The sequence below is a fragment of the Promicromonospora sp. NPDC057488 genome, assembly GCF_042802395.1.
In the GTDB taxonomy this organism is placed as follows: Bacteria; Actinomycetota; Actinomycetes; order Actinomycetales; family Cellulomonadaceae; genus Promicromonospora.
This window is the reverse complement of record NZ_JBHVEG010000101.1, coordinates 1-22,201: the sequence shown is the minus strand read 5'-3', so window position 1 is coordinate 22,201 and position 22,201 is coordinate 1. Positions and strand designations below refer to the sequence as shown.

Below are 22,201 nucleotides of genomic sequence, written 5' to 3'. Positions count from 1 at the left end.
GTCAGTTAACTGACCGATCCCAGAGCAACCGACCGAACTGGAAGGCTTACCCCAGGCTCAGCGCTGCGACGCCGGGACGTACGGGCGCTCGGTGGCGCCGGTGTAGACCTGGCGCGGGCGCCCGATCTTGGTCTGCGGGTCCTTGATCATCTCGCGCCACTGGGCGATCCAGCCGGGCATGCGGCCCAGCGCGAACAGCGGCGTGAACATGGCCGGCTCGAAGCCCATGGCCTTGTAGATGAGGCCCGTGTAGAAGTCGACGTTCGGGTAGAGCTTGCGCTCCACGAAGTAGTCGTCCGAGAGGGCGATCTCCTCCAGGCCGCGCGCGATGTCGAGCAGCTCGTCCTTGGCGCCGAGCTTGTCGAGCACCTCGTCCGCCGACTTCTTCACGATCGCGGCGCGCGGGTCGTAGGACTTGTACACGCGGTGGCCGAAGCCCATCAGGCGCACGCCGTCCTGCTTGTTCTTGACCTTCTCCATAAAGGTCTCGACGGTCTCGCCACCCGACCGGATCTTCTCCAGCATGGTGAGCACCGCCTCGTTGGCGCCGCCGTGCGCGGGACCCGACAGAGCGTTCACGCCCGCGGCCACTGATGCGTACAGGGTCGCGTTGGAGGAGCCGACGACGCGCACGGTGGACGTGGAGCAGTTCTGCTCGTGGTCGGCGTGCAGCACGAGGAGCTTCTCCAGCGCGTCCACGATCACCGGGTCGGCCTCGTAGGCCTCGTACGGCGTCGCGAACGTCATCCGCAGGAAGTCCTCGACGTAGCCGCGCGAGTAGTCCGGGTACAGCAGCGGCTCGCCCACGCGGCGCCGGTGCAGGTAGGACGTGATGGTGCGGGTCTTGGCCAGCAGCAGCACGGTGGCCAGGTCCACCTGCTCGTCGTCCGCCGGGTCGAGCGACTCCGGGTAGAACGTGGACAGCGCGTTCACCGCGGAGGCCAGCACGGCCATCGGGTGCGCGTTGCGCGGGAACGTTCCCATGAACGTGCGGAAGTCCTCGTGCACCAGGGTGTGCCGGTTGACGCGCTCGGTGAACGCGTCCAGCTCCGAGGTGCTCGGCAGCTCGCCGTAGATGAGCAGGTAGGCCACCTCGAGGAAGCCCGAGCCGTCGGCGAGCTGGTCGATCGGGTAGCCGCGGTAGCGCAGGATGCCGGCGTCGCCGTCGATGTAGGTGATCGAGGACTCGCACGACGCCGTGTTCATGAACCCGGGGTCGACCGTGACCAGACCCGTGTCCTTGAGCAGCGACGACACGACGATGCCGTCGTTGCCCTCGCTGGCGGCGACGACAGGCAGGGTGTGAGTGGTTCCGTCGACGGCGAGCTCGACGCGGCTCGAGCCGTCCAGCGGTGTGGAGGTCATGTCTTCCTTCCTGAGTGGCGCACGAGGGACGCTGCTGTGAAAGAAAGGTGTCGGGACAGCGTCGACCTGGGGCACGACAGTATCGCGCCCTGCTCTAGTTTTTCCAATCCATCGGTCAAGGCTGCGTGATGCGTGTCACAGCATCGGCAATCTGTGCGTCAGTCGAGGTCAGCGCCACGCGCGTGTGGGTGCCGTCGCCGTACAGATGACCCGGTGCGGTGAGGATCCCGCGGTCGGCGAACCACTCCGCCACCGCCAGGCCCGGCCGCCCGTCCGGGGCCGCCACCCAGAGGTACAGGCCGGCGGCCGACTCGTCGATGACGAACCCCGCCTCGGTGACCGCGGCGGCCAGCGCCCGGCGCCGGGCGCCGTAGGCCTCGCGCTGCGCGGCGACGTGCGCGTCGTCCGACATGGCGGCCGTCATCGCGGCCTGCACCGGCGCGGGCACGATCAGGCCCAGGTGCTTGCGGGTCTGCGTGAGGTCCGCGACCAGGGCGGCGTCGCCCGCGAGGAACGCGGCCCGGTAGCCCGCGATGCTCGACTGCTTGGACAGGGAGTACGCGGCCAGCAGCCCCTCGTGGGACCCGCCGCACACGCTCGGGTCCAGGATCGAGGGCACGCCGCCGGTGCCCGTCGCGGCGTCATAGGGGAAATCCCACACCAGCTCCGCGTAGCACTCGTCGGAGACGACGACGGCGCCGATCGCGCGCGCGGCGTCGACCACGGCGCGCAGCGCCGCGGCGTCGAGCACGCGGCCGGTGGGGTTGCCCGGGCTGTTGACCCAGACCATCTTGACGTCGTCCCGGCCGGCCCAGTCGGCGACGTCGTCCGTGGCCAGCGGCGTGGCGCCGGCCGCGCGGATGCCCGCGAGGTAGGTGGGGTAGGCCACGGCGGGGTGCACCACCACGTCACCGGGACCCAGGTGCAGCAGGGAGGGCAGCAGCCCGACGAGCTCCTTGGAGCCGATGGTCGGGACCACGGCCGCGGGGTCGAGGCCCGGCACGCCGCGGCGCCGGGCGAACCAGTCCGCCACGGCCCGGCGCAGGGCCGGGGTGCCCGCGGTCATCGGGTAGCCCGGCGCGTTCGACGCGGCCTCGAGGGCCTTCCGCACGACCTCGGGCGTCGGGTCCACGGGCGTGCCCATGGACAGGTCGATCAGCCCGCCCGGGTGCGCCTTCGCCGTGGCGGAGATGCCGTCGATCGAGTCCCAGGCGAAGGGCAGGTCCGAGAGGTCGCGCAGGCCCACGTCAGGCCTGGGGCGGAAGGGCCGCGATCATCGGGTCGTCCTTCTCGATGACGCCCATCTTCGCGGCGCCGCCCGGCGAGCCCAGGCTGTCGAAGAACTCCACGTTCGCGCGGTAGTAGTCCTTCCACTCGTCGGGGACGTCGTCCTCGTAGTAGATGGCCTCGACCGGGCAGACCGGCTCGCAGGCGCCGCAGTCCACGCACTCGTCCGGGTGGATGTACAGGGAGCGGCTGCCCTCGTAGATGCAGTCCACGGGACACTCCTCGATGCACGCCCGGTCCTTGACGTCGACGCACGGCTGAGCGATCACGTAGGTCACTTGGAGGGTGTCCTTCCACTTCCGGACTGAGGATCATGCACGATGCCGACCGCGGGACCGGCCCGGCGGGGCGATCCTAGTATCTCCCGGGACACCCCCTTGATCCCACCGGTCTCACGCAGCGGAAGGAGAAGAGACGTGACATTCGCTACACCGGCCGCGCCCGGAGGGTGGCGGGGCCTGCGCCCCGGCACCCGCGTGGTGGTCCGGCGGCGGCTCACGCCGGCCGGCCCGGTCGTGTCCGACGGCGGCACGGCGCACCGCTGGACGGACCTGATCGGCCACGTCGTCGAGGTCTCGGACGCCGGCCTGCGGCTGCGCACCGACCCGGCACCCGGCCGCGGCGAGCCGAAAGAGGTCACGGTGCCGGCCGCGCAGATCGAGGCCGCCAAGCCGATCCCGCCGCGTCCGGCACGCCCGGCACGCAGGCCGCAGCAGTGAGATCGGTCGGTCGCATCGAGATCGGTCGGTCAGGTGACCGATCTCAACGCAACCGACCGAACTCGGCGGGCTAGGGAGGGGGAGGGGGGTCAGGCGTTCTGGTCCACCCAGATGACGCCCGTGGGGCACATGCTCACGGCCTCCTGCACCGCGAAGTCCTGCTCGGGAGCCGGGCGCTCGTCGAGCAGCACGACGATGCCCTCCTCGTCCTGGTCGAACACGTCGGGTGCGAGCAGGACGCACTGGCCGGCGCCGCAGCAGGCGTCACGGTCCACGTTGATCTTCATAGGGGTCACTCTTCCCACTTGACGGGCAGTTCGTCGAATCCGGCCACCAGCAGGCCCTCCTTGCGCGGCACCGACTCGACGTCCACCGCCAGCGCGAGGCTCGGCACCTTGCGCACCAGCGCGGCGAGCACGATCTGCAGCTCGGTGCGGGCCAGGGACTGGCCGAGGCACGAGTAGGCGCCCGCGCCGAACGAGAGGTGGGGGTTCGGACGGCGGCCCAGGTCCATCTCGGCCGCGCCCTCGAAGGTGCCCTCGTCGCGGTTCGCCGCCGCCAGGCTGCACACCACGGTCGTGCCCGCGGGGACGGTCTCCCCGGCGATCTTGATCTCCTCGTCCACCCAGCGCACCATGCCGAAGCCGGCGTTGGGGTCGAACCGGAGCGACTCCTCGACCGCGCTGCGCACCAGCGAGGGGTCGGCGACGAGCTGCTCCCACCGGGAGCGGTCGCCCAGGAACAGCGCCATCATCTTGGCGATGTGGCTCGCGGTGGTCTCGTGGCCGGCCACGAGCAGCGCCATGCTGGTGCCGATCACGGTCTGCGCCGTCAGCCGCGGGTCGTTCTGGTCCACGAGCGCGATCAGCTCGGAGATGAGGTCGTCGCCCGGCTGCGCCCGCTTGGCCTCGACCAGGGCCGCCATGTACGCGCCGAACTCCTGGCGCGCCGCCGAGATCTCCTCCTGGGTGTACCGGGTGGTGCTCAGCGCCGTGTCCGACCAGTACGGGAACCGCTCGCGCTGGTCCTCCGGCACACCCAGCAGCTCGCAGATGACCCAGACGGGCAGCGGGAACGCGAGCGCCGGCACCAGGTCGGCCGGGCCGCCGGCGGCCAGCATGTCGTCGATGAGCTGCTCGGCCCGGGCCGTGATGCCGGGGGCCAGCGCCTGCACCCGCTTGGCGGTGAAGGTCGCGTTGACCAGCCGCCGCCAGGCCTGGTGCTGCTCCTCGTCGGCCATGACCCCGGTCGGGTCGTTGCTGAACGTGCCGCCGTCGTCCTGGGAGCCCACGCCCGTGCCGCCGGACGGGATGACGCGGCCGAACCGGCCGTCGGTGAGCATGCCGCGGACGTCGTCGTACCGGGTGAGCAAGGTGGCCTCGCCGCCGCTGGCGAGGCGCACCTTGGCCACAGGACACTGCTGGCGCAGCTCCTCCCACTCCGGTGGCGGCTCGATCGCGCGATCCGACGGGATGGGGTAATCGAGCAGGTCAGACATCTTGTCCTCCGGTTGGCTGAGGGGGTGTTCCCGCCCATCCAATACCGGTCCGGGTGAATCGGACAAGGGTGTCCGGTTCTCAGGCGTTGGCGACCAGGCCCAGCTCCGCGACGCTCGCCAGGTGCCGGTGCCGCGGCACGATCCGCACCGTGTAGCCGAACGGCCCGGACGTGTCCAGGTCCACCTCGCCGCCGAACGCGTGCCGCCCCGCCTCGTAGGACTCCACGAGGGCGAGCGGCTCGGCCGTGAACTCGTCGATGACGTCGGCCTCGGTGACCCGGCCGTGCACCACCTGGACGTCCACGTCCTCGGGCGAGAGCGGCCCGAGCGAGACGTAGGCGCGCACCGTCAGCCGGTCGCCGACCCGCACCGCCTCGCCGATGCCCGCCGACTCGACGTGGTCCACGCGCACCTGCGGCCACGAGGCGCGCACGTGGGCCTTCCAGCCCGCGAGGTCCTTGGCCGCGGCGAACCCGTCGGCGGCGAGCAGCCGCCCGGCCTCGGCCGCCGGGGCGTACAGCCCGTGCACGTACTCGCCGACCATGCGCGTGGCCTGCACCTTCGGGCCGAGGGTGGCCAGCGTGTGCCGCACCATCTCCAGCCAGCGGCTCGGCACGCCGTCGGCGGACCGGCCGTAGAAGGCGGGCGCCACCTGGGACTCCACCAGGTCGTACAGGGCGGCGGCCTCCAGGTCGTCACGGCGGTCGGCGTCCTCGACGCCGTCGGCCGTGGGGATGCCCCAGCCGTTCTCGCCGTCGTACCACTCGGCCCACCAGCCGTCCTCGATGGAGAGGTTCAGGCCGCCGTTGAGCGCCGACTTCATGCCAGAGGTGCCGGACGCCTCCAGCGGCCGCAGCGGGTTGTTCAGCCAGACGTCGCAGCCCGGGTACAGCGACTGCGCCATACCGATGTCGTAGTTCGGCAGGAACACGATGCGGTGGCGCACCTCGGGGTCGTCGGCGAACCGGACGAGCTGCTGGATCAGCCGCTTGCCGGAGTCGTCGGCCGGGTGCGACTTGCCGGCCACGATGAGCTGCACCGGCCGCTCCGGGTGCAGCAGGAGCGCTTTGAGCCGCTCGGTGTCGCGCAGCATGAGCGTGAGCCGCTTGTAGGTGGGCACGCGGCGGGCGAAGCCGATGGTGAGCACGTCGGGCGACAGCACGTCGTCGACCCAGCCGAGCTCGGCCGGGGACGCCCCGCGCTCGCGCCAGGACTTGCGCACCCGCCGCCGGGCCTCGGCCACGAGCTCGGCGCGCATCTCGCCGCGCAGGGCCCACAGCTCGGCGTCGGACACCTTGCCCGGGTCGAGCCAGCCGCCCGACGCCTCGGGCGCGGTGATCTCGTCCAGGCCCATCCGCTCGGCCTCCACGGCGGCCAGCCGCGGCGCCACCCAGGTGGGCGAGTGCACGCCGTTGGTGACCGAGGTGATGGGCACCTCGCGCGAGTCGAAGCCGGGCCACAGACCCTCGAACATCTCGCGGGAGACCTGGCCGTGCAGCAGCGAGACGCCGTTCGCCCGGCCGCCGAGCCGCAGGCCCATCACCGCCATGTTGAAGACGGTGGGGTCGCCGCCGTCGTAGTCCTCCGCGCCGAGGGCGAGCACGGTCTCGACCGGCACGCCGGGCATCGTGTTGTCGCCGCCGAAGTACGCGCTGACCAGTTCCTTGGGGAACCGGTCGATGCCGGCCGGGACCGGCGTGTGCGTGGTGAAGACGGTCGCCGCGCGCACGGCCTCGTGGGCCTCGCCCACGCTGAGCCCGGAGCCGACGAGCTCGCGGATGCGCTCGACGCCGAGGAACCCGGCGTGCCCCTCGTTGGTGTGGTAGACCTCCGGCTCCGGCGCGCCGGTCAGCCGCGACCAGGCGCGCAGCGCACGCACGCCGCCCACGCCGAGCAGGAGCTCCTGCTGCAGGCGGTGCTCGCCGCCGCCGCCGTACAGGCGGTCGGTCACCTTGCGGGCCGCGTCGTCGTTCTCGGGCACGTTCGAGTCGAGCAGCAGCAGCGGCACCCGGCCCACGGCCGCAACCCACACGTGCGCGTGCAGGCTGCGCCCGCCGGGCAGGGCGAGCGAGATGACGGCGGGCGTGCCGTCGTCCTCGCGCAGCACCGCGAGCGGCAGGCCGTCCGGGTCGAGCAGCGGGTAGGTCTCCACCTGCCAGGCGTCGCGCGTGAGCGACTGCCGGAAGTAGCCGGCGCCGTACAGCAGGCCCACGCCCACGATGGGCACGCCCATGTCGGACGCGCTCTTGAGGTGGTCGCCCGCCAGGATGCCGAGGCCGCCCGAGTACTGCGGCAGCACCGAGGTGATGCCGAACTCCGGCGAGAAGTAGGCGATCGCGCGCGGCAGCTCGCCGCCGGCCGTCGTGGTGCGGCCCTGGTACCAGCGCGAGTCGCGCAGGTAGTGGTGCAGGTCGTCGGCCGCCGCCCGCACCCGCCCCGTGAACTCCTCGTCGGCCGCGAGCGCCGCGAGGCGTTCGGAGCCGAGCGCGGCGAGCAGGGCGACGGGGTCGCCGCGGACGTCGGACCAGAGGTCGGGGTCGATGCTCGCGAACAGCTCGCGTGTCGGCGCGTGCCAGGACCAACGGAGGTTCTGGGCCAGCTCGTCGAGCGCCGCGAGCTGCTCGGGGAGGACCGTGCGGACGGTGAATCTGCGGATCGCTCTCACCGGCAGAACACTACGCACTTGTCCGGGCGAGCACACCTGTTGCCGCGGGCTTCACCGACCCGTCCGACGACGTTCACCGGACCTCGGCGCGCCCCGCAGGCGAGTGACCCGAACCGGTCGATAGCGTGTTCCGGTGAGCCCGCACACGACTCCCGGCCGGATCGGCCGCATCCCCGTCCTCGAGGTCGCCCCTGTCGTCGAAGGGGGCCGCTGGCCTGCGAAGGCGGTGGTCGGCGAGGTGGTCCCCGTGGAGGCCACGGTCTTCCGCGAGGGGCACGACGCCGTGTCCGCGACGGCCGTGCTGGTCGCCCCCGATGGGTCGGACCACTCGTGGGCGCCCATGACCGACGTCGCGCCCGGCCTGGACCACTTCCTGGGCGAGCTGCAGCCCGACGCCGAGGGCGACTGGACCTTCCGCGTCGAGGCGTGGTCGGACCCGTACGCGACGTGGGTGCACGACGCCGGGATCAAGATCGCCGCGGACATCGACACGGACCTGATGCTCGCCGAGGGCGTGCGGCTGTTCGACCGGATCTGCCGCCTGGTGCCGGGCGACCAGCTCGTCGCGGCAGGCCGGACGGCGCGCGACGCGCGGGTGCTGACGGCCGCCGCCAAGGCGCTGGCCGACGCCCGCCGTCCGGCGCAGGCGCGGTTCGCGGCGGCGACGGCGCCCGAGGTCACCGACGCCCTGCGCCGCGCGCCGCTGCGCGAGCTGGTCTCGGCGTCGGAGGCCTACCCGCTGCGGGTCTCGCGGCGCCTGGCGCTGGCGGGGTCCTGGTACGAGATGTTCCCCCGGTCGGAGGGCGCCTACCAGAAGAAGGACGGCACGTGGGTGTCGGGCACGTTCGCGACGGCGGCCAGGCGGCTGCCGGCCATCGCGGCCATGGGCTTCGACGTGGTCTACCTGACGCCGGTCTCGCCCATCGGCACCACGTTCCGCAAGGGCCGCAACAACACGCTGGAGGCAGCGCCCGGCGACCCGGGCAGCCCCTACGCCATCGGGTCGGCGGACGGCGGGCACGACGCGATCCACCCGGACCTGGGCACGGAGGCGGACTTCCGCGACTTCGTGGGCGCCGCGCGCGCCGTGGGCCTGGAGGTGGCGCTCGACATCGCGCTGCAGTGCTCCCCCGACCACCCGTGGGTCACCGAGCACCCGGAGTGGTTCGTGGTGCGCGCGGACGGGTCGATCGCGTACGCGGAGAACCCGCCCAAGAAGTACCAGGACATCTACCCGCTCAGCTTCGACACCGACCCCGACGGCCTGTACGCGGCGGTGCTCGGCGTGATCCGAACGTGGATCGACCGGGGCGTCACCCTGTTCCGCGTCGACAACCCGCACACCAAGCCGCTCGACTTCTGGGAGTGGCTGCTGGCGGAGGTGCACGCGACGAACCCGGAGGTCATCTTCCTGTCGGAGGCGTTCACCAAGCCCGCGATGATGCAGACGCTGGCCCGGATCGGCTTCCACCAGTCGTACACCTACTTCACCTGGCGCAACACCAAGGAGGAGGTCGAGGAGTACCTGGCGGAGGTGAGCGGGCCGCAGGGCTCGGTGCTGCGCCCGTCGTTCTGGCCCACCACCCACGACATCCTGCCGCCCTACCTGATCGAGGGCGGCGTCTCGGCGTTCGCCGTGCGCGCGGTGCTGGCGGCCACGGGCTCGCCCACGTGGGGCATCTACTCCGGCTACGAGCTGGTGGAGAACGTGCCCCGCCCGGGCGTCGAGGAGCAGATCGACAACGAGAAGTACGAGTACCGGCCGCGCGACTGGGCGCGTGCCGACGAGTACGGGATCGCCCTCCTGCTCGGTGAGCTGAACGCGATCCGCCGCACGCACCCGGCCCTGGGCCAGCTGCGCAACCTGACCGTGCACCCGACCACGAACGACCAGGTGGTCGCGTACTCGCGCCGGATCTCGGCCGATCACGCGTCGCGCGCGACAGGGGCGGCGGCGGGCCGCACCATGAGAGCAGGGGGTAACGATCGGCGTGCCCCGCGGCACGACGACGTGATCGTGGTCGTGCTGAACCTGGACCCCCGGAACGTGCAGGAGTCTGTAGTGCACCTGGATCTCTCCGCCCTCGGCCTCAGCGCCCCCGACGGCGACGACAACGCCCCGTTCTACGTCGCGCACGACCTCCTGTCGGGCGAGACCTACGGCTGGGGAGCTCATCCCTGGGTGCGCCTCGACCCGCAGGTCCGGGTGGCCCACGTGCTGCAGGTGGGCCCCGCATGACGACGTTCGGGCCGGGTGGCCCCGCCGTCGGGCCGCCGGAGGGATATCCCGCACAGCCGACGCCGGAGCGGCCGGCCGCGCCGGAACGCCCGCCCATGCCCAACCCGCCGTCGGTCCCGGTGCCCGTCCAGGCGCTGCCGCCGCGGCGGCAGCCGCGCCTCGACGCCCGGCGCAAGGGGCTCGTCGACGACCCCGAGTGGTACAAGAAGGCCGTCTTCTACGAGGTCATGATCCGGTCGTTCTCCGACTCGGGCGACAACGGGACCGGCGACCTGCGGGGCCTCGTCGAGCGCCTCGACTACCTGGAGTGGCTCGGCGTCGACTGCCTGTGGCTGCCGCCCTTCTTCCCGTCCCCGCTGCGTGACGGCGGGTACGACGTCGCCGACTTCACCGCGGTCTCGCCGCAGTTCGGCACCATCTCGGACTTCAGCGACCTGGTCGCCGCCGCGCACGAGCGCGGCATCCGCGTGGTGATCGACCTGGTCATGAACCACACCAGCGACGCCCACCCGTGGTTCCAGGCGTCCCGCGCCGACCCGGACGGCCCGTACGGCGACTTCTACGTGTGGAGCGACGACGCCACGCAGTACCAGGACGCCCGGATCATCTTCGTGGACACCGAGACCTCGAACTGGACGTTCGACCCGGTGCGGCGGCAGTACTTCTGGCACCGGTTCTTCAGCCACCAGCCCGACCTCAACTTCGAGAACCCGCGCGTCGTCGAGGCCATGCTCGACGTCGGCCGGTTCTGGCTGCAGCTCGGGGTGGACGGGTTCCGGCTCGACGCCGTGCCGTACCTGTTCGAGTCCGAGGGCACCAACTGCGAGAACCTGCCCGAGACGCACGCGTTCCTGCGCCGGGTGCGGCAGATGATCGACACCGAGTTCCCGGGCCGCATCATGCTGGCCGAGGCCAACCAGTGGCCCGCGGACGTCGTGGAGTACTTCGGCACGGACGACGACCCCGAGTGCCACATGTGCTTCCACTTCCCGGTGATGCCGCGCATCTTCTACGCGATCCGCGACCAGCGGGCCCGCCAGCTCCTGGAGATCCTCGCGGACACCCCCGCGATCCCCGCGAGCGGGCAGTGGAGCACGTTCCTGCGCAACCACGACGAGCTCACCCTCGAGATGGTGTCCACCGAGGAGCGCGCCAGCATGTACGGCTGGTACGCCCCCGACCCCCGGATGCGCGCGAACGTCGGCATCCGACGGCGGCTCGCGCCGCTGCTGGACAACTCCCGCAAGGAGATCGAGCTGGCCAACGCCCTGCTCCTGTCGATGCCGGGCACGCCGTGCCTCTACTACGGCGACGAGATCGGCATGGGCGACAACATCTGGCTGCCCGACCGCGACGCGGTGCGCACCCCGATGCAGTGGACGCCGGACCGCAACGCCGGCTTCTCCACCGCCGACCCGGGCAAGCTGTACCTGCCGCTGGTCCAGTCGCTGGTGCACCACTACCAGCACACCAACGTCGAGGCCCAGCTCGCGCAGCCGACGTCGCTGCTGCACTGGATGCACAACATGCTGGCGTTCCGACGGCTGCACCCCACGTTCGGCACGGGCGACTTCACGGCGCTGGACTGCGACGACGAATCGGTGCTGGCGTTCACGCGCTCCTCGTCCGAGGAGACGCTGCTGATCGCCGCGAACCTCTCGGCGACCGCCCGGTCCTCGACGATCAAGCTCCCGGGCTACGCGGGCTGGACGCTCACCGACGTGTTCGGCGGCGCCGGGTTCCCGAGCGTGGGCGACGACGGCATCCTGACGATGACCTGGGGCGCACGCGACTTCTACTGGCTGGTGCTGGCCCCGCCAGCGCCCGCCGGGGCACCGGCCGCGCCGGACGACACGGCAGGGCAGGCGCGAGCGGTGTGAGCCCGGCGCCCCCCGTCCACGTCTCCCCCGGAGCCGCGCACCTCTCCCCCGAGGTGCTGCGGCTCCTGGACCGGTGGCTGCCCGAGCAGCGCTGGTACCCCGTGCCGGCCGAGGGCGTCACGCACCAGCCGTGGCTCACGGTCACGTTCGGCGGCGTCGCCGACGTCGTCGTCGCGCTCCTGCGGCTGGCGGGCCCCGGGCTGGCGGCGGGCGACGAGTCGCTGGTGATCCAGGTCCCGCTGGTGCTGACCCCGACGGCCGAGCCGGAGGCCGACACGGCCGAGACCGAGGCGGCCGGGCTGATCGGTACCGTCACCACGGCCTCGGGCACTGTGACCGTGCACGACGGCGGGGTGCACCCGGCCGCGTGGCACGCCTACTTCACGGCAGCGCTGCCCGGCACGTGCGAGCCGGAGGACTGCGCCGAGCTCGCCGGGGCGCGGCGCATCTCCGGCGAGCAGTCGAACACCTCCGTGGTGCTGCCCGCCCTGCCGCACTCGACGGGCCGCGGCGGGATGCTGAAGATCCTGCGGACCGTGGCGCTCGGCCCGCACCCCGACGTCGTCATCCCGGCGGCCCTGACCCAGGCCGGGTGGGACGGCGTGCCGCGCTACCTGGGGTCGGTCGAGCTGCCGGCTGACGGTCCCGGGGCTCCTGGGGCTCCTGGGGCGGCGGGTGAGGCACCGGCCCGCGCGCACCTCGCCGTGCTCTCCGAGCTCGTGCACGAGGCGACCGACGGGTTCGAGCTGGCCTGCGCCTACGCGGCGCGGGACGAGGACTTCGGGGAGCGCGCGCTGGAGCTGGGCGCCGTCGTCGCGCACCTGCACACCGCCCTGCGCGAGACGCTGGGCCCCGGCCCTGCGCTCGAGCCCGCGGGCTTCATGGGCGTGCTGCGCCGCCGGGCCGCCGAGGCCTTCGCGGACGTCCCCGCCCTGGCCCCGCACCGCGCGGGCGTCACCGCGCTGTACGACTCCCTGAGCGCGCGCCTGTCGGCGGTCGTGGACGGCGGCGGGGTCGTGGCGCTGCAGGCGATCCACGGCGACCTGCACCTGGGCCAGGCCCTCTGGTCACCGGACGGCTGGAAGGTGCTCGACTTCGAGGGCGAGCCGCAGCGCCCCGTCTCCGAGCGCACCGCCCCCGACCTGCCGCTGCGTGACGTCGCCGGGTTGCTCCGGTCGCTGGACTACGCCGCCGCCGTCGGCCACGCGACGGACCCGCAGTGGGTGTCGCACGCCCAGATCAGCTTTCTCGAGGGGTACCGGCAGGCCAGCGGCGAGGACCACGCGACGCCGCTCGCGGCGGAGGAGGTGGCGACGTCCGGCACCGTGCTCGACGTCGGCACCGCCGAGCTCCTGCTGCGCGCCCTGACCGTGGACAAGGCCCTGTACGAGGTGGTCTACGAGTTCCGGCACCGCCCGGCGTGGATGCACATCCCGCTCGCCGCGGTGGAGCGCGTGCTGAGCACGTGACCTGGGTGTCGGCGCGCCCCGGGTACGTGTCGCACGCCACGCTCCGGACGTGGAAAGGTAAACCCATGGCAGACCTGCCCGACGTCGACCTCGAGGCGCTGACCGCCGTCGCGTCCGGAACCCACCACGACCCGCACACCGTGCTCGGCCCCCACCTCCTCGACGGGCCCTGGACCGTGGTCCGTGCCCTGCGTCCGCTCGCCGACGAGGTGGTCGTCGTCATGGCGAGCGCCGACGGCGGCGCGGAGGTCGAGGCGACCCACCAGGGGGCGGGCGTCTGGGCCGCCGTCGTCCCGGCGGCCGAGGAGGCGGACGGGTCGCGGCACGCCCCCGACTACCGCATCCGCACCCGGTCCGGCACGGACACCTGGACCTCCGACGACCCGTACCGGTTCCTGCCCACCCTGGGCGAGGTGGATCTGCACCTGATCGGCGAGGGGCGGCACGAGCAGCTCTGGCAGGTGCTCGGCGCGAACCCGCACCGGTACCCGAGCGCAGGCGGCGACATCGCCGGCGTCGCCTTCGCCGTGTGGGCCCCGAACGCGCGCGGCGTGCGGCTCGTGGGCGACCACAACGGCTGGGGCGGCACGCACCCGATGCGGTCGCTCGGCCACACGGGTGTCTGGGAGCTGTTCGTCCCCGACGTCGGCCCGGGCCTGCGCTACAAGTTCGAGATCCTGGGGGCCGACGGCGTCTGGCGCGCCAAGGCCGACCCGCTCGCCAAGGCGACGGAGCAGCCGCCCGCGACCGCGAGCGTCGTCACCACCTCGACGTACGAGTGGCAGGACGACGCGTGGCTCGCCGCCCGGTCCGCCACGGACCCGCACTCCGCGCCGCTGAGCGTGTACGAGGTGCACCTGGGCTCCTGGCGTCCGGGCCTCGGCTACCGGGAGCTCGCCGAGCAGCTCACCGACTACGTCGTCGAGCAGGGCTTCACGCACGTGGAGCTCATGCCGGTCGCGGAGCACCCGTACGGCGGGTCGTGGGGCTACCAGGTCACGAGCTACTACGCGCCGACGTCGCGGTTCGGCTCGCCCGACGACTTCCGGTACCTCGTGGACCGGCTGCACCAGGCCGGCGTCGGCATCGTGCTGGACTGGGTGCCCGCGCACTTCCCCCGCGACGAGTTCGCCCTGGCCCGGTTCGACGGCACGCCCCTGTACGAGCACCCGGACCCGCGGCGCGGCGAGCAGCAGGACTGGGGCACGCTGATCTTCGACTTCGGCCGCCGCGAGGTGCGCAACTTCCTGGTCGCCAACGCCACGTACTGGTTCGAGGAGTTCCACGTCGACGCCCTGCGCGTGGACGCCGTCGCCTCCATGCTCTACCTCGACTACTCGCGCAAGGACGGCGAGTGGACGCCCAACGTGCACGGCGGCCGGGAGAACCTGGAGGCCATCGCGTTCCTCCAGGAGGCGAACGCGACCGCCTACCGGCGCACCCCGGGCGTCATGATGATCGCCGAGGAGTCGACGGCGTTCCCGCAGGTCACCGGGCCGACGTCGAGCGGCGGGCTGGGCTTCGGCCTGAAGTGGAACATGGGCTGGATGAACGACACCCTGCGCTACCTCGCGGAGGACCCGTACAACCGGCGCTACCACCACGGCGAGCTCACGTTCTCGCTGGTGTACGCGTTCACCGAGCAGTTCGTGCTGCCGATCAGCCACGACGAGGTGGTGCACGGCAAGGGCTCGCTGCTGCGCAAGATGCCCGGCGACCGGTGGCAGCAGCTCGCCGGGGTCCGCTCGTTCCTGGCCTACCAGTGGAGCCATCCCGGCAAGCAGCTGCTGTTCATGGGCTGCGAGTTCGCGCAGGACACGGAGTGGGCCGAGTCCGAGGGCCTGCGCTGGGACCTGCTCGGCGACGCCGGGCACTCGGGCGTGCAGCACCTGGTCCGGGACCTGAACGCGCTGTACCGCGCGACGCCCGCGCTGTGGGAGCTGGACTTCGACCCGGCGGGCTTCGAGTGGCTGGAGTCCGACGACGCCGACCACAACGTGCTCGCCTACGTGCGCCGGTCGCGCTCCGGGGACCCGGTGGTGGTGGTCGTGAACTTCGCGGGTGTGCCGCACGAGGGCTACCGGCTGCCGCTGCCGGACGTGCCTCGGGCCGGGGGCTCGGCGGGGAGCGAGCCGGGATCGCGGGTCGAGCCTGTCGAGACCCTCCCGCCCGCCGAGCCGGTCGAGACGACGGTCCGGCCGGGGCTCGCCGCGACGGGACCGCTGGTCGACACCGTCGCGGCCGGATCGGGCCCGGTGTGGCGCGAGGTGCTCAACACCGACGCGACGGTCTACGGCGGCTCCGGTGTGGGCAACATGGGCAGCGTCCAGGCCGAGCCGGTCCCGCACCACGGCCGCAACTGGTCGGCGGCGATGCGCATCCCGCCGCTGGGCGCGCTGGTCCTGGTCCCGGAGTAGCCCTTCCCGAGGTACCGCGATCACTTTCGAGGCCTAAGCTTCTTCGCTCTGAGCTGGCTCAAAGCGAAGAAACTTAGGCCTCGAAGGTGATCAGCGAACCGGACTGCCGACGCGGCCGACGCGGCCGGCCGGCGTACCCGCTCAGTACAGGCTGATCGCCAGACGCTTGCGGGCCTTGCTGACGCGCGGGTCCGTGGTGCCGGCCACCTCGAAGAGCTCCAGGAGCCGCACCCGGATCTTCTCCTTGCCGTCGGCGTCCGTCTCGGTCAGGAGGTCGAGCAGGCGCGCGAACGCGTCGTCCACCTTGCCGCCCAGCATGTCCATGTCGGCGACGGCGAGCGCCGCGTCGACGTCGGACGGCGCCGCCGCGGCGGCCTGCCGCACGGCCGCGAGGTCGGAGTCGTGGGTGCGCTGCATGAGGTGCACCTGGGCGAGGCCGGCCGTGGCGTCGGCGTCCTTCGGGTCCTGGCGCAGGGCCTTCTCGTAGGCCGCGGCGGCACCCGCGAGGTCGTCGCGCTCGATCGCGTCGTACGCCTCCTGGTGCAGCGGGGGCAGCGGCTGCTCCGGCTCGGGCTCGGGCTCGTCACCCGTGGGGGCGGCGCCGCCCGGGGCCAGGCCGGTGACGCCGTTCTGCTCGGCGGCGGCCAGCACCTGGTCGAGCACGCCGCGGATCTGCTGCTCGTCCGCACCGCCCTGGAACAGGGGCAGGGGCTGGCCCTGCAGCACGGCGACGACGGTGGGCACGCCCTGCACCTGGAACGCGGCGGCGACCTGCGGGTTGGCCTGCGCGTCCACGCGGCCCAGCAGGAACCGGCCGGCGTACTCCTGCGCGAGGCGGCCCATGGTGGCGCCCAGCTCGGCGTTCGCCTGGTCGGTCGGGATCCACAGCAGGATCACCACCGGGTAGGTGGCCGAGTCGCGGACGAGCTGCTCGAAGTTCGCCTCGCTCACGTCCACCACGAACCCGCCGGCTTCGGGTGCGCCGCCTGGCTGCCCGGGCGGCGGCGCCTGGGGACGGTTGAGGGCGGACAGGTCGACGGCGCCGCGCACCGCGAACTCGGGCTGCGGGCTCCGGGCGGGGCCGGGCTGAGGGGAGGTACTGCTCATGGGGGCAATCCTAATGAACCACGCGATCGATACCCGTCGACTCCGCTCTGGGCGATCAGCGGGTCACTTGTTCGAGACCGAGGTGGGCACGCGGTGGAAGCCCAGCAGGGTGACCTGGTCCGACGAGTCGGCGGGCGGCACGTACAGCGCGACCAGGTCGCGGTAGACGACCTTCATCACCGCGGTGCCCTTGGCGTTGCCCCACAGCGCCTTGGCCGACGGCGTGCTCGGCGTCAGGCGCCATCCCTTCTCCGCCTGCAGGGTCTCCTGGCTCACCAGCGCCGCCAGCACCACGGCGCCCCCGTCGGCCGTGCGGACCGCCTTGACCGGGTCCTTCGTCGGCTCGTAGCCGACCTCGAAGGTGCCCTTGGCCTCCTTGTCCTCCTTCTTGATCGCCGCGAGGTAGCTCTCACCGGTGTTGCGCAGGTACTGCCGCAGGTCGTCGTCGCCGAAGTTCTCGGCGTACTTCGACCGGTCGTCGATGCTCAGGACCGACGCGTACTGCTGCGCGACGTCCTGCGGCGAGATCTTGAGGCTCGTGTCGTCCGCCGCGACGGCCGGGCTGCCCAGCTTCGCCTCCGCGAACTGCGGCATGGTCACCCCGGGCGCGAGGTAGACGAAGCCCCACATCTTGTACTGGTCCCGGGGCGAGGGCTGCTCGAACGCCGCGAGGAGCGGCGTGGTCTTCTTGTCGGGCTGCTCCGTGATGACGAAGCTGCTGCGCGGCCAGCCCTGCTCGGACGGCAGGATCAGCTGCCGGCCGGCCAGCGACAGGCCGGCCAGTGCCTTCTCGTCGCCGGCCGCGGCGATCCGCATCTCGGCCCGGCGCAGCTCGAGCGCCGGACCGGAGAGCCGTTCCTCCAGCGCCTTCGAGCCCTCGTCGCCCTTCGCGCCGTCGACGACCGCCGTCACCTGCTCCAGGATCTTGCGCTCCTGGGTCTCGCTGACGACCGCCGCGACCACCGGGGCATCGGCGACCGGGACGGGGAGCTCGGTGGTACACCCCGTGAGCAGGAGTGACGTGACGGCGAGGGCGGCGGGCGCGACGAGCCCGGAACGCGCAAAAGGTGGCCTCCGTGAATTCACGGAGGCCACCTTAGCCAGGGCTGACGGTGAGGTCAGCGAAAGCGTCAGCCGTTCGAGACCGACGACGGCACGTGCTCGTAGCCGACCAGGCTGATCTGGTCCTCCGAGTCCTTCGGCGGCACGTACATGGCCACCATGTCCTCGTAGTTGATCTCCACCACGTTGGTCGGGTCGGCGTCGCCCCACAGGGCCTGGGTCGTCTTGGTCGGCGGGCCGATCTCGCAGCCCTCCTCCTTGGCGGTGATGGTCTCCTTGCTGATCATCGCCGCCATCACGAGAGCCCCACCGTCCGCGGTCCGGACCGACTTGACCGGGTCCTTGGTGGGCTCGTACTCGACCTTGAAGGCGCCCTTGCAGTCCTCCTTGTTGATCGCCTCGACCTGCAGCTTGCCGTAGTCCCGGAAGAACTGGCGCAGGTCGTCGTCGGCGAAGTTGCCGGCGTACTTCGAGTCCTTGTCGACCGTCAGCACGGAGGCGTACTGCTTGATGACGGTCTCGGGCGTCTCCTTGAGACTCTCGTCGTCCGCCCCCACCGCGGCGCTGCCCAGGTCGGCCTCCGCGAACTGCGGCATGGTCACGCCCGGCAGCAGACGGACCCAGCCCCACAGCTTGTACTGCTCGCGGGCCTCGCCCTGGTTGAACGCCATGAGCACCGGCGTGGTGAGGTCCTTGGGCTGCACCGTGATGGCGAAGCTGCTGCGCGGCCACTCCTGGTCGGACGGCAGGATGACCTGCTGCATCTCCATGTTGAGGTCCGTCAGCGGCTCGTCGTCCTTGCGGGCGCCGGCCACCTTGAGCTGGGTCTCACGGATCTTGAGCGCGGGCCCGGACAGGCGCTCGCCCAGCGAGTCCGCCTCCTTCGCCTTGGTCACGCCGTCGACGACGCCGGACACCTTGTCCAGGATCTTGCGCTCCTGGGCCTGCGTCACGACGGCCGCCGCGACCGGCGCCTCGGGCTTGGGGACGGGGAGCTCCTCGGCGCAGCCGGCCAGCAGGCCGGTTGCCAGCACGGTCGCTACCACGGCCATGGATCGGGTCGTGGTCCGTCTCATCTGTTACCTCCGTCGTCGTTCCCCGTGACCCCCCAGGTCTGACGCCACGCGGCAGCACGGCTGCTGGGCGTCTCCTGCTCGGGCTCGGGTTCGGGCTGCGGTTCTGCTGCGGGTACGGCCGGCATGGCGCCGGTCGCCGCCCGGCGCTGCGCCTGCTCGCGCATGCGCATCTCGCGCCGGGTCATCGGCTTGCCCGACGGCGCGGGCGCGGCCTCGGCGGGTGCCGGTGCCGCGGGGCGGCCAGGAGCCGGCTGCGTGTGCTCGGGGACGGCGCCGCCGAACGACGGGGGCGTCGTCGGCTGAGCCTGTGCCGGAGCCGCCGCGGGAGCACCCGGGGCCTGGCTGCGGCGGCTGCGGCGGATCCCGCGGATGGACGCCGCCGGGGCGGCGGCCGGCTCGGGCGCGGGTGCCGGCTCGGGCGCGGGTGCCGGCTCGGGAGCCGGGGCGGGCGTGATCGGTGCCGCACCGCCGAAGGGGGCGGGCGCGGACGCGGGCGCCCCCCAGGCCTGCGTGCGGTCCTCCTGGGGCTGGGACGCACCTGGCTGGGACGCACCCGGCTGGGACGCACCGGGCTCGGGCGTACCCGGCTCGGGCCGGCCCGGCAGCGGCGTGCCCCGCTCGGGGCGACCGCGGCCCGGCCGCTCCGGGGCCGCCGGCGGGAAGGCCGCCGTGCCGCCGTCGGGCGCGCCGAGGGCGGGCGGGAACCCGCCGCGCGGCTCTTCTGGGTGCTGGTCCCGCTCGTCGCCGTCCACCCCGAAGACCGCGTCGCGGCGCGGCAGCTCGGAGCCCGACTGGCGGGTACGGACCGCGGACGGAGCGTCCTTCTTGCCGCCGCGCTTCTTGCCGCGGCGGGCACCGAGCAGCATAAAGACGCCGAGGATCAGGGCGAAGCCGCCGCCGAGCACGCCCGGCCACAGGTACGGGGTGTTGACGGGCCGGGGCCAGGTGAGCTGGAGCGTGGGCGCCTCGGCGCCCTTGCCGACGCCCGCGGCCAGCAGCACGACGCGGCCGGGCTGCTCGGTCCAGCGCATCTGGACCGAGCCCTCGCCGCTGACCTCGGTGATCCACATGTCGGAGCCGGCGGGGTCCGGGCCGCTGGCCGGCTTCTCGGCCGGCTCGGCGGACTCTTCGTCGTCAGTGGTGGTGGGCGTGCCCGGGGCGACGCTCAGCGTCTCCCACGAGGACAGGCCGGTCACCGAGTCGTAGGGGTCGCTGCCGACCCAGCCGAGCACGTCGACGTCGGACCCGAGTGCGAGCGTGACCTTCTGTCCCTCGGGGACAGTGGCTTTCACGGTCACCTGGTCGTCGACGAGGCCCAGGACGCCGGGCTCGGTCACGACCATGGTTCCGTCGCCGCTGGGGGTCGCGGTCGCGACAACAGTGTCGGAATCGCGCAGGACGGTTGCCGTCGCGATCCCGAATCCGATCCCGCCGAGGCCGACCAGGATCAGGAGGATCGCCAAAAACCTTTGCACCACCGATTCCCTTCGAAATATAGGGCGCGAGCCCGTCGATCAGGTGGATGTTCCAGCATAGGGACCGAACTCAGAGCACTGTCCAATGACAGGTGTGCTTGTGAGGTTCGGCCGGGACTCTCACTCTTCCTTCACCGAGGTCTGCCTGAACCGCCACGGCGGTGCAGGGGTCCCGGGCCAGCGGGCAGTATTCCACGCATTGCGTAGATTGCATCCCACTGCGGAGTATCCACATCCGCAGAAGGCACGTATTCTGGGCGCCGGACGGGCCGTACAAACGGCGTCCCAGGGGGGAGCCTGACCCGCGCCTCACCAAGTTCCGACACTGGAGGTCTGCACCGTGTCCGACGAGCGCTCGCTCTTCCCGACTGCCATGCGTGGTTACGACCGCGACCAGGTGCACGCGCACCTGGACCGACTGAACCACGCCCTCGAAGAGGCGCGCAGGCAGGTCGAGGCCTCTGACGGCCGCGCCATGCAGCTGACGCAGGACCTGAACGACGCCAAGCGCAACCTGCGCGAGACGGAGAAGCCGTCCTACGCCGGCCTGGGTTCGCGCATCGAGCTCCTGCTGCGGTCCGCCGAGGACCAGTCGACCGACATCATCAACCAGGCCAACCAGCAGGCCGCCGACATCATGGCGCGCGCCAAGCTGTCGGGCGGGCAGGTGCGCTCGCGCGCCGAGTCCGAGGTCGCCGAGATGCTCGCCAGCGCTCGCCGCGAGGCCGAGGAGATCCGCACGACCATGGCCGCCGAGGCGGAGGGCCACCTGCTCGCCGCCCAGCGCCGCGCCGAGGAGCTCGTGGGCTCCGCCGAGCGCGAGTCCGCGCAGATCGCCAGCGCGATCAACGCGGAGGAGAGCGAGCGCCGGGCCAGCCTGGAGCGCGAGCTCGGCACCCTGCGGTCGACCGTCGAGCGCGAGACCACCGAGCTGCGCGTCAACACCGAGCGGGACACCGCCAAGCTCCGCGCCCAGGTGAACGCCGAGACCACCGAGCAGCGCGAGACCGCCGAGCGCGACTCGTCCGCGATGCTCGCCAGCGCCCGCGCCGAGTCCGAGCAGATCCTGTCCGAGGCCCGCCGCCAGGCAGCCGAGGCGTCAAACGCCGTCACCACCGAGATGGAGGACCTGCGCGAGCAGGCCCGCGCGGCGCTCGCCCAGGCCGAGCTGGACATCGCCACCCGCAAGGAGGCGGTGGAGAAGGAGCTGGCCGAGCGCCACGAGACGGCCAAGACCGAGACCGCCAAGCTGGTCAGCACGGCCGAGGAGCACGCGGCCGAGGCCGAGAAGCGCGTGGCCGTCGCGCTCGAGCAGTCGGAAAAGATCCGCTCCGAGTCCGACGTCTACGTCAAGGACCTCGTCGCCGACGCCCGCAAGTCCGCGGACCGCATCGTGGCCGACGCCCGCGAGTTCGCCGAGCAGACGATCGACGACGCCCGCGCCGAGGCCGAGTCGAGCCGGTCCGCCGCTCAGCACCAGCTCGAGGACCTCACGCGCCAGCACGACTCGATCAACTCCTACCTCGAGGAGCTGCGCGGCATGCTCGGCACCCCGGCGGCAGCGGCCGGGGCCCCGGCCGCACCGGCTGCTCCGGCGGCCAAGCCCGCGAGCATGGCGGGGGCCACCCCCGCGCAGCAGGCGCGCTTCGCCGTGGTGGGCGACGGCACCGAGGCCGAGCCCGATGTCTCGGGTGACGCCGACGCCTCGATGCCGGCGTCGATCCCGCCGAGCAACCCGACGCCCGTGCCCGTGGGCACCGCGACCGTCGTGATCCCGTCGGTCAAGGGCACCAAGGCCAGCACGAAGGCCGGCCAGGCCGCCTCCGACTCGGCGTCCTCCCCCGCGGAGAGCGAGGAGGCGGACGCCCCCGTCGCCGAGAAGGCCGGCGCGTCGAAGTAGTCCCAGCAGCCGCTGACGAAGGTCGGGGCGCGATCCACCACC

The 22,201-nt window shown here is 72.5% G+C and carries 16 protein-coding genes; 6 read left to right on the top strand and 10 right to left on the bottom strand.

What is annotated here, in order from left to right:
* Nucleotides 1-57: 57 nt before the first annotated feature.
* The 3 genes from ACFU5G_RS19425 to fdxA all read right to left on the bottom strand — a co-directional run bounded on the left by ACFU5G_RS19425 (nucleotide 58) and on the right by fdxA (nucleotide 2,930).
* Complete coding sequence (locus ACFU5G_RS19425) at nucleotides 58-1,365, bottom strand: citrate synthase (RefSeq protein ID WP_377248366.1); 1,308 nt, start codon at nucleotides 1,363-1,365, stop codon at nucleotides 58-60.
* 115 nt (nucleotides 1,366-1,480) lie between these two features.
* Nucleotides 1,481-2,611 carry a succinyldiaminopimelate transaminase gene (gene dapC, locus ACFU5G_RS19420; protein ID WP_377248363.1) on the bottom strand — a complete coding sequence of 377 codons (1,131 nt, stop codon included), beginning with the start codon at nucleotides 2,609-2,611 and terminating at the stop codon, nucleotides 1,481-1,483.
* A gap of 1 nt (nucleotide 2,612) precedes the next feature.
* Complete coding sequence (gene fdxA, locus ACFU5G_RS19415) at nucleotides 2,613-2,930, bottom strand: ferredoxin (RefSeq protein ID WP_377248360.1); 318 nt, start codon at nucleotides 2,928-2,930, stop codon at nucleotides 2,613-2,615.
* Nucleotides 2,931-3,068: 138 nt separating this feature from the next.
* Between fdxA and ACFU5G_RS19410 the strand changes: the two genes are divergently transcribed.
* Nucleotides 3,069-3,371 carry a DUF6725 family protein gene (locus ACFU5G_RS19410; protein ID WP_377248357.1) on the top strand — a complete coding sequence of 101 codons (303 nt, stop codon included), beginning with the start codon at nucleotides 3,069-3,071 and terminating at the stop codon, nucleotides 3,369-3,371.
* 89 nt (nucleotides 3,372-3,460) lie between these two features.
* On the opposite strand, the gene ACFU5G_RS19405 is transcribed toward ACFU5G_RS19410, so the two are convergent.
* The 3 genes from ACFU5G_RS19405 to glgP form a co-directional block, all read right to left on the bottom strand.
* Nucleotides 3,461-3,658, bottom strand: coding sequence for a ferredoxin (locus ACFU5G_RS19405; protein WP_182619079.1), 198 nt, complete (start codon nucleotides 3,656-3,658; stop codon nucleotides 3,461-3,463).
* Nucleotides 3,659-3,663: 5 nt separating this feature from the next.
* The gene (locus tag ACFU5G_RS19400) at nucleotides 3,664-4,869 is read right to left on the bottom strand and encodes a cytochrome P450 (RefSeq protein WP_377248354.1); all 1,206 of its coding nucleotides are present in this window, start codon (nucleotides 4,867-4,869) and stop codon (nucleotides 3,664-3,666) included.
* Nucleotides 4,870-4,948: 79 nt separating this feature from the next.
* A complete protein-coding gene (gene glgP / locus ACFU5G_RS19395; protein ID WP_377248351.1) occupies nucleotides 4,949-7,534 on the bottom strand; it encodes an alpha-glucan family phosphorylase in 2,586 nt (861 codons plus the stop codon).
* Nucleotides 7,535-7,667: 133 nt separating this feature from the next.
* On the opposite strand from glgP, the gene ACFU5G_RS19390 reads away from it, so the two are divergent.
* The 4 genes from ACFU5G_RS19390 (at nucleotide 7,668) to glgB (ending at nucleotide 15,539) form a co-directional block, all read left to right on the top strand.
* Nucleotides 7,668-9,773 (top strand): alpha-1,4-glucan--maltose-1-phosphate maltosyltransferase, encoded by a 2,106-nt coding sequence (locus tag ACFU5G_RS19390; RefSeq protein WP_377248348.1) that lies wholly within the window; start codon nucleotides 7,668-7,670, stop codon nucleotides 9,771-9,773.
* A gap of 95 nt (nucleotides 9,774-9,868) precedes the next feature.
* Entirely contained in the window at nucleotides 9,869-11,653 is a 1,785-nt protein-coding gene (treS, locus tag ACFU5G_RS19385) for a maltose alpha-D-glucosyltransferase (protein WP_377248369.1), read from the top strand.
* The gene (locus ACFU5G_RS19380; protein WP_377248345.1) at nucleotides 11,650-13,122 is read left to right on the top strand and encodes an aminoglycoside phosphotransferase; all 1,473 of its coding nucleotides are present in this window, start codon (nucleotides 11,650-11,652) and stop codon (nucleotides 13,120-13,122) included. Before treS ends, ACFU5G_RS19380 begins: the two co-directional genes overlap by 4 nt.
* A gap of 65 nt (nucleotides 13,123-13,187) precedes the next feature.
* Nucleotides 13,188-15,539 (top strand): 1,4-alpha-glucan branching protein GlgB, encoded by a 2,352-nt coding sequence (gene glgB, locus ACFU5G_RS19375; RefSeq protein ID WP_377248342.1) that lies wholly within the window; start codon nucleotides 13,188-13,190, stop codon nucleotides 15,537-15,539.
* A 141-nt stretch (nucleotides 15,540-15,680) separates the two neighbouring features.
* Here glgB and ACFU5G_RS19370 read toward each other — a convergent pair whose 3' ends face one another.
* The 4 genes from ACFU5G_RS19370 to ACFU5G_RS19355 all read right to left on the bottom strand — a co-directional run bounded on the left by ACFU5G_RS19370 (nucleotide 15,681) and on the right by ACFU5G_RS19355 (nucleotide 20,259).
* On the bottom strand, nucleotides 15,681-16,646 hold the full coding sequence (locus ACFU5G_RS19370) for a co-chaperone YbbN (RefSeq protein ID WP_377248339.1): 966 nt from the start codon (nucleotides 16,644-16,646) through the stop codon (nucleotides 15,681-15,683).
* A gap of 63 nt (nucleotides 16,647-16,709) precedes the next feature.
* Complete coding sequence (locus ACFU5G_RS19365; RefSeq protein ID WP_377248336.1) at nucleotides 16,710-17,732, bottom strand: hypothetical protein; 1,023 nt, start codon at nucleotides 17,730-17,732, stop codon at nucleotides 16,710-16,712.
* 44 nt (nucleotides 17,733-17,776) lie between these two features.
* Complete coding sequence (locus tag ACFU5G_RS19360) at nucleotides 17,777-18,784, bottom strand: hypothetical protein (RefSeq protein WP_377248333.1); 1,008 nt, start codon at nucleotides 18,782-18,784, stop codon at nucleotides 17,777-17,779.
* A complete protein-coding gene (locus tag ACFU5G_RS19355; RefSeq protein ID WP_377248330.1) occupies nucleotides 18,781-20,259 on the bottom strand; it encodes a hypothetical protein in 1,479 nt (492 codons plus the stop codon). The genes ACFU5G_RS19360 and ACFU5G_RS19355 overlap by 4 nt, the downstream gene beginning before the upstream one ends.
* A gap of 340 nt (nucleotides 20,260-20,599) precedes the next feature.
* On the opposite strand from ACFU5G_RS19355, the gene ACFU5G_RS19350 reads away from it, so the two are divergent.
* Nucleotides 20,600-22,159, top strand: coding sequence for a DivIVA domain-containing protein (locus ACFU5G_RS19350; RefSeq protein WP_377248327.1), 1,560 nt, complete (start codon nucleotides 20,600-20,602; stop codon nucleotides 22,157-22,159).
* Nucleotides 22,160-22,201: the final 42 nt, after the last annotated feature.

Bases quoted from the DNA above. Each gene is read 5' to 3' on its own strand.
- ACFU5G_RS19405 (WP_182619079.1), bottom strand. From the start codon at position 3,658: ATGAAGATCAACGTGGACCGTGACGCCTGCTGCGGCGCCGGCCAGTGC.
- treS (WP_377248369.1), top strand. From the start codon at position 9,869: ATGCCCAACCCGCCGTCGGTCCCGGTGCCCGTCCAGGCGCTGCCGCCG.
- glgB (WP_377248342.1), top strand. From the start codon at position 13,188: ATGGCAGACCTGCCCGACGTCGACCTCGAGGCGCTGACCGCCGTCGCG.
- ACFU5G_RS19360 (WP_377248333.1), bottom strand. From the start codon at position 18,784: ATGAGACGGACCACGACCCGATCCATGGCCGTGGTAGCGACCGTGCTG.
- ACFU5G_RS19425 (WP_377248366.1), bottom strand. From the start codon at position 1,365: ATGACCTCCACACCGCTGGACGGCTCGAGCCGCGTCGAGCTCGCCGTC.
- ACFU5G_RS19400 (WP_377248354.1), bottom strand. From the start codon at position 4,869: ATGTCTGACCTGCTCGATTACCCCATCCCGTCGGATCGCGCGATCGAG.
- ACFU5G_RS19370 (WP_377248339.1), bottom strand. From the start codon at position 16,646: ATGAGCAGTACCTCCCCTCAGCCCGGCCCCGCCCGGAGCCCGCAGCCC.